General features: G+C 70.6%; 9 protein-coding genes and 1 pseudogene. 6 read left to right on the plus strand and 4 right to left on the minus strand.

Going from position 1 to position 15,118, the window contains the following annotated elements; all coding sequences use genetic code 11:
- Positions 1-132: pseudogene (locus tag ACNFOC_RS15900) on the minus strand (ABC transporter ATP-binding protein); the annotation flags it as partial.
- A gap of 193 nt (positions 133-325) precedes the next feature.
- Here ACNFOC_RS15900 and ACNFOC_RS15905 point away from each other — a divergent pair.
- Positions 326-2,881, plus strand: coding sequence for a SpoIIE family protein phosphatase (locus ACNFOC_RS15905; RefSeq protein WP_416959765.1), 2,556 nt, complete (start codon positions 326-328; stop codon positions 2,879-2,881).
- A gap of 79 nt (positions 2,882-2,960) precedes the next feature.
- Positions 2,961-5,687, plus strand: coding sequence for a SpoIIE family protein phosphatase (locus tag ACNFOC_RS15910; RefSeq protein ID WP_416959766.1), 2,727 nt, complete (start codon positions 2,961-2,963; stop codon positions 5,685-5,687).
- A gap of 47 nt (positions 5,688-5,734) precedes the next feature.
- On the opposite strand, the gene ACNFOC_RS15915 is transcribed toward ACNFOC_RS15910, so the two are convergent.
- Both ACNFOC_RS15915 and ACNFOC_RS15920 read right to left on the minus strand, forming a co-directional pair.
- A complete protein-coding gene (locus ACNFOC_RS15915; RefSeq protein ID WP_416959767.1) occupies positions 5,735-7,222 on the minus strand; it encodes an esterase in 1,488 nt (495 codons plus the stop codon).
- A gap of 136 nt (positions 7,223-7,358) precedes the next feature.
- Entirely contained in the window at positions 7,359-9,194 is a 1,836-nt protein-coding gene (locus ACNFOC_RS15920; protein ID WP_416959768.1) for a glycoside hydrolase family 15 protein, read from the minus strand.
- Positions 9,195-9,347: 153 nt separating this feature from the next.
- On the opposite strand from ACNFOC_RS15920, the gene ACNFOC_RS15925 reads away from it, so the two are divergent.
- The 4 genes from ACNFOC_RS15925 (at position 9,348) to ACNFOC_RS15940 (ending at position 13,806) form a co-directional block, all read left to right on the plus strand.
- A complete protein-coding gene (locus tag ACNFOC_RS15925; RefSeq protein WP_416959769.1) occupies positions 9,348-9,545 on the plus strand; it encodes a hypothetical protein in 198 nt (65 codons plus the stop codon).
- Between the two features lie 189 nt (positions 9,546-9,734).
- The gene (gene sthA / locus ACNFOC_RS15930) at positions 9,735-11,138 is read left to right on the plus strand and encodes a Si-specific NAD(P)(+) transhydrogenase (protein WP_416959770.1); all 1,404 of its coding nucleotides are present in this window, start codon (positions 9,735-9,737) and stop codon (positions 11,136-11,138) included.
- A gap of 225 nt (positions 11,139-11,363) precedes the next feature.
- Complete coding sequence (locus ACNFOC_RS15935; protein WP_416959771.1) at positions 11,364-12,836, plus strand: APC family permease; 1,473 nt, start codon at positions 11,364-11,366, stop codon at positions 12,834-12,836.
- A 10-nt stretch (positions 12,837-12,846) separates the two neighbouring features.
- Positions 12,847-13,806, plus strand: a complete 960-nt coding sequence (locus ACNFOC_RS15940; protein WP_416959772.1) for a hypothetical protein — start codon at positions 12,847-12,849, stop codon at positions 13,804-13,806.
- A gap of 45 nt (positions 13,807-13,851) precedes the next feature.
- Here the strand turns inward: ACNFOC_RS15940 and nicT are convergent, their stop codons facing one another.
- A complete protein-coding gene (nicT, locus tag ACNFOC_RS15945) occupies positions 13,852-15,015 on the minus strand; it encodes a Nickel transporter NicT (RefSeq protein WP_416959773.1) in 1,164 nt (387 codons plus the stop codon).
- Positions 15,016-15,118: the final 103 nt, after the last annotated feature.

Raw genomic sequence — 15,118 nt, forward strand, 5'->3', positions numbered from 1 at the left:
GCGGTGCGTGCCGTTCAGCCGCAGCGGCAGGGCGACGTTCTCGACGCAGGTCAGCTCCGGCACCAACTGCCCGAACTGGAAGACGAACCCGAACTCCGAGCGGCGCAGCGCGCTGCGCTGGGCGTCGTCAGCGTCCGACGCACTCCGCACCCGAAACCGACCCATCGACACTTGAGCCACTCTTGATCACTTCATCAGACACCGACGGACCAGCGATACCCGTGCCTCTCCAGCCCATCCCGTCCGCCCAGGTGACCCCGGCCGCGTCCTGGCGCATTCTTGCTGTGTCACCCACCCGGCGCCACAGGGACGAGGTAGAGCCCCAATGACTGGGAGTGCCGAGCGCGAGAAGGGGACGCCCGGACGGCTCGCCGAGCTGCTCGTCGACGCCTCGACGGAGGCGGTCGACGCGGCCGGCGGCCACTCCGGGGGCGTCTACCTGCGGTCGAGCACGCCCGGACTGCTGCGTCTCGCCGTCCTGGCGGGGCTGCCCGGGCCGCTGTTCCGCCCCTGGGGGCGGCTGCACGTCGACAGCAAGTTCCCCGTCGCGGACGCCTACCGGCTCGGCGTCCACGTGGTCCTGCCGAACGCCACCGAGACCATGCGCCGCTATCCCCAGTTCGCCGCGAGCCTGCCCTTCCAGTTCGGGTCCCTGTACGTGCCCGTCATCGGCGGGTCGACGACGTACGGCGTGCTGACCGTGCTGCGGCCCTCCGCCCCGGACGCCACCGAGGTGCTGTCCGGCCTGGACCGGATGACCCGGCTGGCCGAGGAGCTGGGCAGCGCGCTGGCCGAGCTGGAGGACGAGCACAAGGACGAGGACGGTCCGTACGTCGCCTGGGACGGTGAGCCCGTGTGCGTCCGGCCGGCGGCCACGCATCGCCCCGAGGGCCGTATGGCACGGTTCGCGTGGGATCCGAGGACGGCGGCCGTGACCGGGGACGGTTCCCTGCACGCCCTGCTGGGGGTGGACCCCGCGGAGATCCCCGGTACCGCGCAGGCACTCGCGGACGTCATGGCTCCGGGCGACGCGCACCAGGTCATGGCGGCGCTGCGGGCCACGGCCGCCGGGAAACCCCCGCCGCTGCCCCTGCGGGTGCGGGCGGCGGACGGTTCGGCCCGGCTGCTGGACCTGTGGACGCCCGCCACCGGGCCGCTCCCGCCGGACGGCGGATACCGGGTCAGCGGTGTCGTCATCGACCCGGGCGGCGCACCGATGGCCGACAGCGCGGCCGATCTGCTCCCGGACGGTGTGTTCTGTCTGGACCGGCTCGGTCTGGTCACGTACGCCAATCCGCGCGCCGCCCAGCTGCTGGGCCGGCCGCGCGAGGAGCTGCTGGGCCGCCCGCTGTGGGAGGGCGTGCCCTGGCTGAACCAGATCGGCTGCGAGGACCAGCTGCGCGGCGCCCTGCTGTCGCTGGGGCCGGTGCACTTCCACGTCCGGCGTCCGGACGAGCGGGAGCGGAGCGAAGGGCGGGCGCAGGAGCCGTACGAGAGCGACTGGCTCGCGATGGCCGTCCATCCGGGGCGGGACGGGCTGACGTGCACGGTCGCGCCGTCGACCCGGGTGGCGGGGCCGCCGCTGCCGCTGGTGCCCGTGCGCGCCGACGGGGACGGCGGTCCGGACAACGGCGTCACGTCGCTGGCTCCGCTGTACCGGCCGATCGTGCTCGCCATCGCGCTGACGGAGGCGGTCACCGCCCGCCAGGTGTCCGCGGTCGTCATGAAGGAGCTGCTGCCCGCGTTCGGCGGCCGGCGGCTCGCGATCTATCTGCTCCAGGAACGGCATCTGTACCTGGCCTGGGAGACCGGCTTCCCGCAGGGTTTCCTCGCCCCGTTCGACGGCGTCGGTCTGGACGCCCGGCTGCCCGGGGTCGAGACCCTCACCACCGGACGCCCGCTCTTCTTCGACTCCATGCAGCAACTGGAGGACGCCTACCCGGGCATCCCGCTGGACGCGGAGGTCGGAGCCCGCGCGTTCCTGCCGCTGATCGCGTCCGGCCGGCCGGTCGGCTCCGCCATCCTCGGCTTCGACCGGTCCCGCGACTTCAGCTCCGAGGAGCGCGCGGTGCTCACCGCCCTCGCCGGGCTGATCGCCCACGCGATGGAGAAGGCCCAGCGCTACGACTCGGAGGCCGCCCTCGCCCGCGGCCTCCAGCAGGCCCTCCTCCCCCGCCGGCTCTCCGCCCACCCGCAGGTGGAGACCGCGGGGCGCTATCTGCCGGGCACACAGGGCATGGAGGTGGGCGGCGACTGGTACGACGTCGTCGAGGCCGGTGACGGTCTGGCCCTGGTCATCGGCGACGTCCAGGGGCACGGTGTGCAGGCCGCCGCCACCATGGGTCAACTCCGCAGCGCCGTAAGGGCGTTCGCGCTCGGCGACCGGCCGCCCGACGAGGTGATGAGCGGCACGAACCATCTCCTCATCGACCTCGACCCGGGTCAGTTCGCGAGCTGCTGCTACCTCCGGCTGGACCCGGCGAGCGGGCTGGTCCGGGTCGCCCGCGCGGGGCATCCGCCGCCGCTGATACGTACGCCGGACGGCCGCACCCGCATCTGGGACATACCCGGGGGCGTGGTCCTCGGGGTGGACCCGCACGCCCAGTACCCGGTGGCGGAGCTGCGACTGGAGCCCGACTCCATCCTCGCGCTCTACACGGACGGCCTGGTCGAGCGGCCCGGTGTCGACATCGACGACGGCATCGCCGCCTTGCGTGTCGCCCTCGCGAAGGCGGGTGGGCCCGCCGCGCGGACAGGCGGGCGGTCCCTGGCCGGTGTCGCCGACCGGCTCACCGCGAAGGCCCGGCACGCGGCCGACCGTCCCGACGACATCGCGCTGCTGCTCGCAGCCCGCCGCGCCAAGCCCGGTGGGCACCCGTGATCCACACGGGTCGGCTGCGGCCTGTCACCCGGTGTGACGCCCCTCGCCTCCTGAGGTCAGGCAGTGTAGACATGGGCACATGGTCCGCCTGACGGGTCGGCCCAGGGCCCGGTCGACCCACCGCCCCGACGGTCTGCGCGCGCAGCGCCCGTACGACCGTGCCCGTCGGGCGCGCGAACACCGGCACCGGCGGTCCGGGCTGGGCGGCCGCAGCGTCGCCGGTCAGGTGTTCATGCTCCAAGTGGTGATCGTGCTGCTGCTGGTCGTGTCGGCCGTGGTGGCGCAGGTCCTTCAGGTGCGGCACGACAGCACGCAGGAGGCCCGCAACCGGTCGGTGGCCGTCGCCGAGACCTTCGCCAACGCGCCGGGCACGGTCGCCGCCCTGCGCAGCGCGGACCCCACGGCGATCCTCCAGCCGAGCGCCGAGGCCGCGCGCAAGACGTCCAAGGTCGACTTCATCGTCGTGATGAACACCGAGGGGATCCGCTACACCCACCCCAAGCCGGACCGCATCGGCAAGAAGTTCGTCGGGGACATCGCCCCCGCGCTGGCCGGGCACGTCGTCACCGAGGAGCTCACCGGCACCATCGGACCGCTGGTGCAGGCCGTGGTCCCGATCCGGGGCCCCGGCGGCACCGTCGTGGGCCTGGTGTCGGCCGGGGTGACGAAGGCGAACGTCGGCGGCGCCGCCGACCAGCAGCTGCCGCTCCTGATGATCGCCGCGGGCGCTGCCCTCATCCTCGCCCTCGGCGGGACGGCGCTGGTCACCAGACGCCTTCAGCACCAGACCCATGGCCTGGGCCCGCACGAGATGACCCGGATGTACGAGCACCACGACGCGGTGCTGCACTCCGTGCGCGAGGGCGTGATCATCGTCAGCGGCGAGGGCCGGCTGCTGCTCGCCAACGACGAGGCGCAGCGCCTGCTCGACCTGCCCGAGAACGCCGAGGGACGCCTGGTCCTCGACCTCGGACTCGACCCTGACATGACCGCCCTGCTGGCTTCCGCGCGGGTCGCGACGGACGAGGTGCACCGGGTCGGCGGCCGGCTCCTCGCCGTCAACCAGCGCCCCACCGACCTGGAGGGCGGCCCGCCCGGCAGCGTCACCACGCTCCGCGACTCCACGGAACTCCGCGCCCTCTCCGGCCGCGCCGAGGTCGCCCGCGAACGCCTCAACATGCTCTACGACGCCGGAGTGGCCATCGGCACCAGCCTGGACGTGACCCGCACCGCCGAGGAACTCGGCGAACTGGCCGTCCCCCGCTTCGCGGACTTCGTCACGGTCGACCTCTACGACGCCGTCCTGAGCGGCGAGGAGCCGCAGCCCGGCACCGAACTGCGCCGCACGGCGTACAGCGGCGTCCGGGACGACGCCCCGCTCTACCCGGTCGGCAAGCAGATCCAGTTCGTGGCGTCCTCCCCGCAGGCGATCAGCCTCGACACCGGGGAGGCGGTCGTCGAACCCCGGTTGAGGGACGCCCCCGGCTGGCTCACCCAGGACCTGGAGCGCACCGCGCAGGTCGTCGAGTACGGCATCCACTCGCTGATCACCGTGCCGCTGCGGGCCGGGGCCCTCATCCTCGGCGTGGTCAACTTCTGGCGCTCCGACAAGCCCGAGCCCTTCGACGAGGAGGAGCTGGCACTCGCCGAGGAACTGGTCGCCCGCGCCGCCGTGTCCATAGACAACTCCCGCCGCTACACCCGCGAGCACGGCATGGCGGTGGCCCTCCAGCGCAGTCTGCTGCCCCGCCGCATCCCCGAGCTGACCGCCCTTGATGTCGCCTACCGCTATCTGCCCGCGAAGGCCGGGGTCGGCGGCGACTGGTTCGACGTCCTGCCGTTGTCCGGCGCCCGGGTCGCGCTGGTCGTGGGGGATGTCGTAGGGCACGGTCTGCACGCGGCAGCGACCATGGGACGGCTGCGCACGGCGGTCCACAACTTCTCCGCGCTGGACCTTCCGCCGGACGAACTCCTGGGCCTGCTGGACGAGTTGGTCAGCCGGATCGACCAGGACGAGACGACCGAGGACAGCAACGCCCCGGTCACCGGAGCCACCTGTCTGTACGCGATCTACGACCCGGTGACCCTGCGCTGCACCGTCGCCCGCGCCGGCCATCCCCCGCCCGCCCTCATCCTGCCGGACGGCACCGTCGAGTTCCCCGACGTCCCCGCCGGCCCCCCGCTGGGCCTCGGCGGACTCCCTTTCGAGACGGCCGAGTTGGAGCTGGCCGAGGGCAGCCGGCTGGTCCTGTACACGGACGGCCTGGTCGAGGACCGGGAGCGGGACATCGACGTGGGCCTGGAGCTGCTGCGCACCGCGCTCACCGACTCCGGCGACTCGCCCGAGGACACCTGCCGGGCCGTCCTCGACTCGGAGTTGTCGGTACGGCCGAGCGACGACATCGCCCTGATCGTCGCCCGCACCCGCGCGCTGGGCGCCGACCACATCGCCGAGTGGCGCGTCCCGTCCGACCCGGCGGCCGTGGCCGACATGCGTGCCTCGGTCACCCGCCAACTCACCCACTGGGGCCTGGACGAGCTGACGTTCACCACCGAACTGATCCTCAGCGAACTGGTCACCAACGCCATCCGCTACGGCAACGACCCCGTACGCGTCCGCCTGTTGCGCGACCGCACCCTCATCTGCGAGGTCTACGACGGCAGCACCACCTCGCCGCATCTGCGGTACGCGGCGATGACGGACGAGGGCGGCCGGGGCCTGTTCCTGGTGGCTCAGCTCTCGGAGCGCTGGGGCACCCGGTACACCCCGGCGGGCAAGGTCATCTGGGCCGAACAGGCGTTGTGAGTCCGGGCCCGGGGTGAACATCCGCCCCGGGCCCGGCACTTCGGCCCCTACTCGTCGATCGCCGCCCCGAAGTTCGCTCCCTTCGCCGCGCCGCCGAGGTCCGCCGCGCTGTACAGCGAGGAGCCTTCGGCGAGCAGACCGTTGGGACCCGCGGGCAGCAACCACGCATAGCCGTCACCGGAGTTCTCGCCCGGTGCCGAGGCGACCAGTTCGGAGCGGCCGTCCGCGTCCGTGTCCGCGAGCCGGACCTGGCTGCCCCAGTAGTCGTCGGCCTCGGCGGTGCCGGGGATGTTCGCGGTGTTCTGGTCGAAGGACTGGGCGCCGGCCGCGGTCACGCCGTCGCGTGAACCGCGCAGCAGCCAGACGGCGCCCGCGTCCTGGACGGTGCCGATGTCCTCGCCGGGCGCGCCGACGGCCACGTCCGCGTATCCGTCGCCGTTCACGTCGCCGACGGACAGGTCGTTGCCCCAGCCGTCACCGTGCTCCGAAGTGCCGGGCACGCCCGGGGAGTTCTGGGACCACCAGTCGGCGAGGTCGGCGGGACCCTCCGAACCGCCGTAGTAGACACCGATCTTGCCGCCGGCGTCGCCCTCCGCCTCGTCGTCGGCGCTGCTGAGCTGGCCGAGGACGAGGTCGTCGTAGCCGTCGCCGTTGATGTCGCCCGACGCGGTGCCGAGGCCGCCGTTCAGGTCCTGACGGTACGTCAACTCGGTCTCGCCGCCCGCGTAGAGGGCCGACCAGCCCTGCTGGTAGTCGTCGTCGGGGCTGTAGCCGGAGATGACCAGGTCGGCGAAGCCGTTGCGGTCGTAGTTGCCGGTGGTGAGGTAGGCGGGCTGGATGCGGTGGCCGCCGGGCTGGGTGGTCGTGTTCAGGGTGCCCATCAGGTGCAGGATGTCGGTGTGGTAGGCGAAGATCTGGGCGCCGTTGTCGTCGAGGACGGCCATCTCGTCGGCGTCGGTGGCGCCGGTGAAGCGGGCCGCCGCCACGGACTGCCCGAACCGGGCGCCCGCGGCGGGCTTGGTGGAGGTGAAGGAGGCGTTCGCCTCGGCGCCCAGGCCGGCCTTGGAGCCGTAGAGGACGGTGACGCGGCCGGCGTTCTCGAGGCTGCCCTCGTCCTCGCCGGGCGCGCCGATGATCGCGTCGTCGTAGCCGTCGCCGTCCACGTCGCCGGTGGCGATCGCCTGGCCGAAGGAGTCGTAGGTCTCCGAGGTGCCGGGGACGCCGGGCGTGGACTGGCTGATGACGGCCGTGTGGCCCTTGGGGACGGTGTTGTTGGTGGCGATGCCGTTCGGGGCGCCGTACTGGACGGTGACGTAGCCGGCGCCCTGCTTGCCGTCGACGGTGCCGTCCGGGGCGCCGATCAGGACGTCGTCGTAGCCGTCCCCGTTGAAGTCGCTGTTGCGGTCGACGGCGCTGGTGCCGCCGGGGACGCCCGCGTAGCTGGCCGGTGCGGCGACGATGCCGGCGCCGGCCAGGAGCAGGAAGGTCGCGGACGCGACGGCGGCGGAGACCTTCTTGCGTGACACGTTCGTCATGATGTGTTCCCCCGTGGATCAAATGTGTTGCGGTCACCGGGTTCGACACGAGACATGCCACGGTAGTTGTGGTGCCCCGGTGTGCTGTGACACCTCGGTGACACTTGTTGCGCGACCTGAACAAGGGGAGCCGAACTCAGCCGAGGGCCTTGTCCAGGTTGAACGCGGCGCTGATCAGGGCGAGATGGGTGAACGCCTGGGGGAAGTTGCCCTGTTGCTCACCGGTGCGGCCGATCTCCTCGGCGTACAGGCCGAGATGGTTGGCGTAGGTGAGCATCTTCTCGAAGGCGAGGCGGGCCTCGTCGACGCGGCCGGCGCGGACCATGGCCTCGACGTACCAGAAGGAGCAGATCGAGAACGTGCCCTCGTCGCCACGCAGGCCGTCGGGGCTGGCCTGCGGGTTGTAGCGGTAGACGAGGGAGTCGGAGACGAGTTCCTCGGTCAACGCGTCCAGCGTGGAGAGCCACTTGGGGTCGGTGGGGGCGATGAACTTCGCCAGCGGCATCATCATGAGTGCGGCGTCGAGGACATCGCTGCCCTCGTACTGGACGAAGGCCTGGCGCTTGGCCGACCAGCCGCGGTCCATGATGCGGCGGTAGATGGTGTCGCGGCACTGGAGCCAGTGCGGCAGATCGGCGGGCAGACCGCGGCGGTTGGCGAGGCGGATCGCGCGCTCGATCGCCACCCAGCACATCAGCCGTGAGTAGAGGAAGTTCTTGCGTCCGCCGCGGGTCTCCCAGACGCCCTCGTCGGGCTGGTCCCAGTTCTCGCAGACCCAGTCGACGAGGGCGCACACGTCGTCCCACTGGTCGCTGGAGATGGGCTCGGCCCACTTGTCGTAGAGGTAGATGGAGTCGATCAGGGCGCCGTAGATGTCGAGTTGGAGCTGATCGGAGGCGGCGTTGCCGATGCGCACCGGGGCGGATTTCTGGTGGCCTTCGAGGTGCGGGAGTTCGTGTTCGGTGAGTTCGGTGCGGCCGTCGATGCCGTACATGATCTGGAGCGGGCCGGAGGGGTTGCCGTCGCCGGGGCTGATGTAGCGGGTGACGAACTGCATGAACGCCTTGGCCTCGCCGGTGAAGCCGAGGCGGAGGAGGGCGTAGACGCAGAAGGCGGCGTCGCGGATCCAGACGTAGCGGTAGTCCCAGTTGCGCTCGCCGCCGAGCTGCTCGGGGAGGCTGGTGGTGGGGGCGGCGACGATCGCGCCGGTGGGGGCGTAGGTCAGCAGTTTGAGGGTGAGGGCGGAGCGGTGGACCATCTCGCGCCAGCGGCCCCGGTAGCGGGACTGGGAGAGCCAGCGGCGCCAGTAGGCGACCGTCGAGGCGAACTCGTCCTCGGCCTCCTGGCGTGCGCAGGGGCGGGAGGTCACCTCGCCGTCGACCTGGTCGAGGGCGAACACCTCGGACTCGCCCTCGTCGAGCTTGAAGTCGGCCCACACGTCGACGCCGTCGCACTCCAGGGGGACGGTGGCGGTCAGCGCGAGGGACCTCTCGGCGGACTCGAAGAGGGCGACGTCGTCGACCATCCGCGCGGTGTGCGGCGAGGCGCCGTAGTCGAACCTCGGGGCGACCCTGGTCCGGAAGGGGACCGAGCCGCGCACGCACAGCACGCGTCGGATCAGCCGGTGCCGGGCGGACTCGTCCGTCTCCCCGGTCACCGGCATGAAGTCCTGGACCTCGCCGACGCCCTCCTCGGTGTAGAACCGGGTGATCAGGACGTTGGTGTCGGGGAAGTAGAACTGCTTGGTGCGGGCGGGCACGGCGGCGGCGAGCTCGAAGGAGCCGCCGCGTTCCGCGTCCAGGATCGCGGCGAAGACGCTGGGGGCGTCGAAGGACGGGCAGCAGTACCAGTCGATCGTGCCGTTCGTGCCCACCAGGGCCACGCTCCGCAGATCGCCGATCAGTCCGTGCTCGGCGATGGGCAGATATCCGGGTCCGGTGGGGGTGTCCTGCTCGGGCGGGGTCTCGACCATCGCGGCAGCCTCCCTGGTTCGGGCCCGCGCGGGCCGGTTCCAGCTTAGGTTCAGGTTCTCGATCGGCCACTCTTCCGGATGCACACTGGGGATGGGCGGGGAATCGTGGGAGTGGGACCCACGGCACGTCCCCGGTCTCGACGAGGAGGCACCATGTCGACAGCACAACCCGATGAAGACGCCGACCGCGTCACCCCGGACGCCCTGCTGCACACCCGCACCGGTACGGAGGTGACTCCGGAGGACGTGGTCCTGGCGGCCGGCCGGGATGTCACCCCGGCGAATCTGGAGTGGGCCCGGCGGAAGATCGCGACGGAGGGGGCGGCGGCGCTGGACAAGTTGCTGCCCTAGCGGTCCCCGTCATCGCCGGCACCGCGATCCGCGCCGGTGAGCACCGCGTCGACAGGACCGGCGGGCCTGGCGGATGCCACCCGGGACGACGCCCCCGGAGCACTTCGCGAGGCGCGGTAGCGAGTTCGTCGACACCTGGTTACCGGTTCGGTCTTTCGGAGGAGGCGCCCGGGCTGACAGACTCCGGAGGTGCCCGACTTCGACATGCTTGTCATCGGTTCAGGACCGGGTGGCCAGAAGGCCGCCATCGCCGCGGCCAAGCTCGGCCGCCGGGTCGCCGTCGTAGACCGCCCCGACATGGTCGGCGGGGTCTCCATCCACACCGGGACCATCCCCTCCAAGACGCTGCGCGAGGCGGTGCTGTATCTCACCGGCCTCACCCAGCGCGATCTGTACGGGCAGAGCTACCGCCTGAAGGACGACATCACCGTCGGCGACCTCACCGCGCGCACGCAGCACGTGGTCAGCCGCGAAGTGGACGTCATCCGCAACCAGTTGTCCCGCAACCAGGTCTCCCTGTTCGCCGGCACGGGCCGCTTCGTCGACCCGCACACCATCGCCCTGACCGATGTCACGGGCCACGAACGGCTGTTGACCGCGGAGCACATCATCATCGCCACCGGCACCCGCCCCGCGCGGCCGGACACCGTCGAGTTCGACGGGCAGACCATCATGGACTCGGACAACGTCCTGGACCTGCCGCGGGTCCCACGGTCCATGGTCATCGTCGGTGCGGGCGTCATCGGTATGGAGTACGCCTCCATGTTCGCCGCGCTCGGCAGCAAGATCACCGTGGTGGAGAAGCGCGCCGGGATGCTCGACTTCTGCGACCTGGAAGTCATCGAGTCGCTCAAGTACCACCTGCGGGACCTCGCCGTGACCTTCCGCTTCGGGGAGACCGTCGCCGCCGTCGAGCGGCACACCAACGGCACGCTGACCGTCCTGGAGAGCGGCAAGAAGATCCCGGCCGACGCCGTGATGTACTCCGCCGGCCGGCAGGGTCTGACCGACGAACTCGACCTGGACAAGGCCGGGTTGTCCGCCGACCGGCGCGGCCGGATCGACGTCGACGAGAACTTCCGTACCGCTGTGCCGCACATCTACGCCGTCGGCGACGTCATCGGCTTCCCGGCCCTGGCGGCGACCTCGATGGAACAGGGCCGTACGGCGGCTTACCACGCCTGTGGCGAGGCGGTGCACCGGATCGACGACCGGCAGCCGATCGGCATCTACACCATCCCGGAGATCAGTTTCATCGGGAAGACCGAGGACCAACTCACCGAGGAGTGCGTGCCGTTCGAGGTCGGCATCTCCCGCTACCGCGAACTCGCGCGCGGCCAGATCATCGGCGACTCGCACGGCATGCTGAAGCTGCTGGTCTCCCCCACGGACCGCACCCTGCTCGGTGTGCACTGCTTCGGTACCGGCGCCACGGAACTCATTCACATCGGCCAGTCGGTCATGGGCTGCGGCGGCACGGTCGACTATCTCGTGGACGCGGTCTTCAACTACCCGACGCTCGCCGAGTCTTACAAGGTCGCCGCCCTCGACGCGACCAACAAGCTGCGGCACATCGACCGGCTCGGCGACTGACCGTTCACAGGAGATTACTCGCTGGTCAATCTTGAAAGGTCAAGAGGTACGGCTATCATCACACCCACACACGGTGTGACCGTCCGCCGACGCAGCGGTTCAACGGGTATCCACCATTCCCTACTTGTTGTTCCGACCGGCCACTGACCCGAGGCCATCCCTCTCCGGGTCCGGGGCCGGTTCGCGCAACCCCCCACGTCGTGCAAGACGGAAAGCAGCGCATCCATGAGCAACAACAGGGGCAGAGGGCTACAGGCCAATGCCCTCGGTACGTTCGACACCGTGGTGATGGCCGTGGCGGGCAGCGCCCCGGCGTACTCGCTGGCCGCGACCACGGCGGTCCTGGTCGGCGCGGTGGGGCTGGCCAGTCCGGCGGCGCTCCTCTACTGCGCGATACCGATGCTGGGCATCGCGCTGGCGTTCAGCTATCTCGGCCGTATCGACGTGAATGCGGGGGCGAGTTACTCCTGGGTGGGCCGCACCCTCCACCCCTTTCTCGGCTTCATCAGCGGCTGGGCCCTGGTGGTCTCCGCGACCATCTTCATGGTCGCCGGATCACTGCCCGCCGGGTCGATGACGCTGTCCCTCTTCGATCAAGACCTCGCGGACAACACGGCGTTGTCGACGGTGGTGGGCGCCGCCTGGTTCGTGATCATGCTGCTCGTGGTGCTCGGCGGGGCCCGGCTCACGGTCCGGGCCCAACTCCTCATGTCCGGCGTCGAGTTGGGCATCCTGGCGCTGTTCGCGGTGTTCGCCCTCGTCCACACCGACAACGCCCGCGCCTTCGACTGGTCCTGGCTGGGCTTCAGCCACTTCGACGGGGTGTCCGGCTTCGCGTCGGGCGCGCTCATCGCCGCGTTCTACTACTGGGGTTGGGACGTCACCAGCAACCTCAGCGAGGAGACCCGCAACAGCCGTCGTACGACCGGACTCGCGGGCCTGATCGGCGTCGGCATCGTCTTCCTGCTCTTCGAGGTGTTCACCATCGCGGTGAACATCATCCTGACCTCGCGGCAGATCGAGAGCAACGACGCCAACGTGCTGGCCGTGCTGGGCGACGAGCTGTGGCCGGGCTGGGGCGGCAAGTTGCTCATCGTGTCGGTGATGCTGTCGACCATCGCCACCCTGGAGACCACCCTCATCCAGGTCACGCGTTCGCTGTTCGCGATGGGCCGCGACCGTACGATGCCGGCCGCACTCGGCAAGGTGCACCGCACGTGGAACACCCCGTGGGTCGCCATCACCGTGGTCGGCGGAGTGGCGCTGGTGATGTTCATCGCCTCGAACGCGCTCGGTTCGGTGGGCGAGATCCTCTCCGACGCGATCTCGGCGATCGGTCTGCAGATCGCCGTCTACTACGGCCTGGCGGGCCTCGCGGTGGTCGTCGCGTACCGCAAGATGCTGTTCAAGTCCGCGGCGAACTTCCTCTTCGGCGGGCTGTGGCCGCTGTTCGGCGCCCTGTTCATGTTCTGGATCTTCGTCGAGTCGCTGGGCAGCCTGAGCGACGCGGCGATCGCCATCGGCATCGGCGGACTCGCCGTAGGGCTGGTCCCGATGCTCTGGTACTGGAAGCAGGGCAGCGACTACTACCGGCCCGCGCGCCTCGACGCGACGCACACCGTCGAGACGGACTACGTCCCGGACGACTTCGTGCCCGAACAGTCCCGGGTCCATCAGGGTCTCCCCACCGACTTCTGAGGGGCACCCGATGGCGCGAGACCGCTACACCCCCGACTTCGACCCGGACTGCGGGGACGCTCCCCTCAGTTCGGCCCGCCAGGACATCGTCATCGGCCGTTGGCAGGGCCTGCGGGACCTGCTGCGGAACACCGGCGCGCACTGGCTCGGCCGGGGCCACCGGATCCGGACGCTCGCGCAGGCCTGCGCGAGCAGTTCGACGGTCGAGTCGTGGCTGGCCGCCGAGCCCCACAGCGGCGACGCGCTCACGCTGCGCGCGGCGACGGAGACGGCCCGGGCGTTCAACGTGGCCATCGCGGCGGGCCGGGGCGTGCCGATCGACCGGAACCGTATCGACGCCGCCGTCATGGCCTGCCTCCAGGCCTCGGAGGCGTACCCGGACGACCCCACCCCGTGGATCTCCCTGATCTCCGTGGCCCGTCTCTATCCGTCAGGCGTACGACGCCAGGAACTCGCCCGCTGGTGGGACGAGTTGCACCGGCGCGACCCCTACAGCGTCGAGGGCCACCTCCAGGTCCTCCACTACTACTCCTCCCGCTGGCACGGCAGCCACGGCCTCATGTACGACTTCGCCCGCGACGCGGCGGGCGTCGCACCGCCCGGCTGCACCCTGCCGGTGCTCGTGCAGTACGCCCGCGTCGAGGAGTACCGCTACGCCCTCGACGCCGCGAAGGGCCATCAGGCGGCGGTGGGTCTCGGCCAGCACTGGACGCACGACGGCGCCGTCAGCGACGTACGCCGCACCTGGCAACGCTGGATCACCGCGCGCGAGGACGGCCCCTTCCCGCCCGGCGAACTCCGCGACCTCAACTACCTTGCCCACGCGGCCTGTTACGCGGGCACGAAGGACATCTCGACGGCGATCCTGGCCATGATGGGCCGCCGGGCGACGACGACTCCGTGGTCGTACACCGGGGACGCGGAGAAGCAGATCGTGAAGTGGCGGAAGGAGTTGGGGGTGCGGACGTGACAGCGGGGGTGGCACACGGACTGGTTCCGCACCGCTGAACGGCGGCTACTCCGCGGGCCGTTCCGCCGGTTGGGCCAGGCTCGCCGTCCACTTGTCCTCGATGCGGCCGAACTTCCACACCAGCAGGGCCACGATCCAGGTCGCGAAGAAGAGGCCGACGATGAGGAAACCGATGACGTTGAGGTCGAGGCCCGCGACCCAGTCCCAGAAGAAGCCGTGGAGGTCGAGCTTCTCGGCGAACAGGCCCAGGAGTTCGACCGTGCCGATGATCAGGGCGACGGCGACGGACAGGCCGGTGATCGTGAGGTTGTAGTAGACCTTGCGGACCGGCTTGGAGAAGGCCCAGCCGTAGGCGAAGTTCATGAACGTGCCGTCGATCGTGTCGAGCAGCGACATGCCGGCGGCGAACAGGACCGGCAGGCACAGGATCGCGTACCAGGGCAGGCCGGACGCGGCGCCCGAACCGGCGAGGACCAGCAGCGCGATCTCCGTCGCCGTGTCGAAGCCGAGGCCGAACAGCAGGCCCAGCGGGTACATCTGCCAGGACTTGGTGATCGACTTCATGAAGCGGCCGAGGATGCGGTTCATGAAGCCGCGGTTGTTCAACTGCTCTTCCAGCGCGGCCTCGTCGTAGTGGCCCGAGCGCATCTGGCGGAACACCTTCCAGATGCCGGCCATGATGACGAGGTTGATGCCGGCGATGACGTAGAGGAACGTGCCCGAGACGGTCGTACCGATGAGGCCGGTGACGTCGTGGAGTTGGGAGTTGTCGTCGCGGACCGGGTTGGCCAGGGCCTTCACCCCGAGGGAGAGCAGGAGGGTCAGGCCGAAGACGATGCTGGAGTGGCCGAGGGAGAACCAGAAGCCCACCGACAGCGGCCGCTGTCCCTCGCTCATCAGCTTGCGGGTCGTGTTGTCGATCGCCGCGATGTGGTCCGCGTCGAACGCGTGCCGCATGCCGAGCGTGTACGCGGTCACGCCCATGCCGATGCCGAAGGACTTCTCACCGACGCTGTAGTGCCCCGGCGCCACGATCCACACGAGCGTGAACCAGCCGATCACATGCAGCCCCAGCACGAACGCGGCCATCCCGCCGACCCGGGTCCACTCCTGCCGCGTCATGGACGTGCGGACGCGGTACCAGAGCGACGGCCGCGAAGCCGCGGCCGCGGCAGGGAGGGTCGGGGTGGACTCGGGGGCGTACGTCATCGAGGAGGGTCTCTCTGCCGGGTACAGGTACGGGCGTGAGCATGGCGAGCATGACTGCGCGGCTGCCGCGAGCAACCTTGTGCCATCCTCCCGTACCTGCAAC

It is taken from the genome of Streptomyces colwelliae, from assembly GCF_048158785.1.
In the GTDB taxonomy this organism is placed as follows: Bacteria; Actinomycetota; Actinomycetes; order Streptomycetales; family Streptomycetaceae; genus Streptomyces.

Excerpts from the sequence above, each read along its gene's own strand:
- ACNFOC_RS15925 (WP_416959769.1), top strand. The coding sequence starts at position 9,348 with ATGTCGACAGCACAACCCGATGAAGACGCCGACCGCGTCACCCCGGAC.
- ACNFOC_RS15940 (WP_416959772.1), top strand. The coding sequence starts at position 12,847 with ATGGCGCGAGACCGCTACACCCCCGACTTCGACCCGGACTGCGGGGAC.
- ACNFOC_RS15915 (WP_416959767.1), bottom strand. The coding sequence starts at position 7,222 with ATGACGAACGTGTCACGCAAGAAGGTCTCCGCCGCCGTCGCGTCCGCG.
- ACNFOC_RS15910 (WP_416959766.1), top strand. The coding sequence starts at position 2,961 with ATGGTCCGCCTGACGGGTCGGCCCAGGGCCCGGTCGACCCACCGCCCC.
- ACNFOC_RS15920 (WP_416959768.1), bottom strand. The coding sequence starts at position 9,194 with ATGGTCGAGACCCCGCCCGAGCAGGACACCCCCACCGGACCCGGATAT.
- nicT (WP_416959773.1), bottom strand. The coding sequence starts at position 15,015 with ATGACGTACGCCCCCGAGTCCACCCCGACCCTCCCTGCCGCGGCCGCG.
- ACNFOC_RS15905 (WP_416959765.1), top strand. The coding sequence starts at position 326 with ATGACTGGGAGTGCCGAGCGCGAGAAGGGGACGCCCGGACGGCTCGCC.
- ACNFOC_RS15935 (WP_416959771.1), top strand. The coding sequence starts at position 11,364 with ATGAGCAACAACAGGGGCAGAGGGCTACAGGCCAATGCCCTCGGTACG.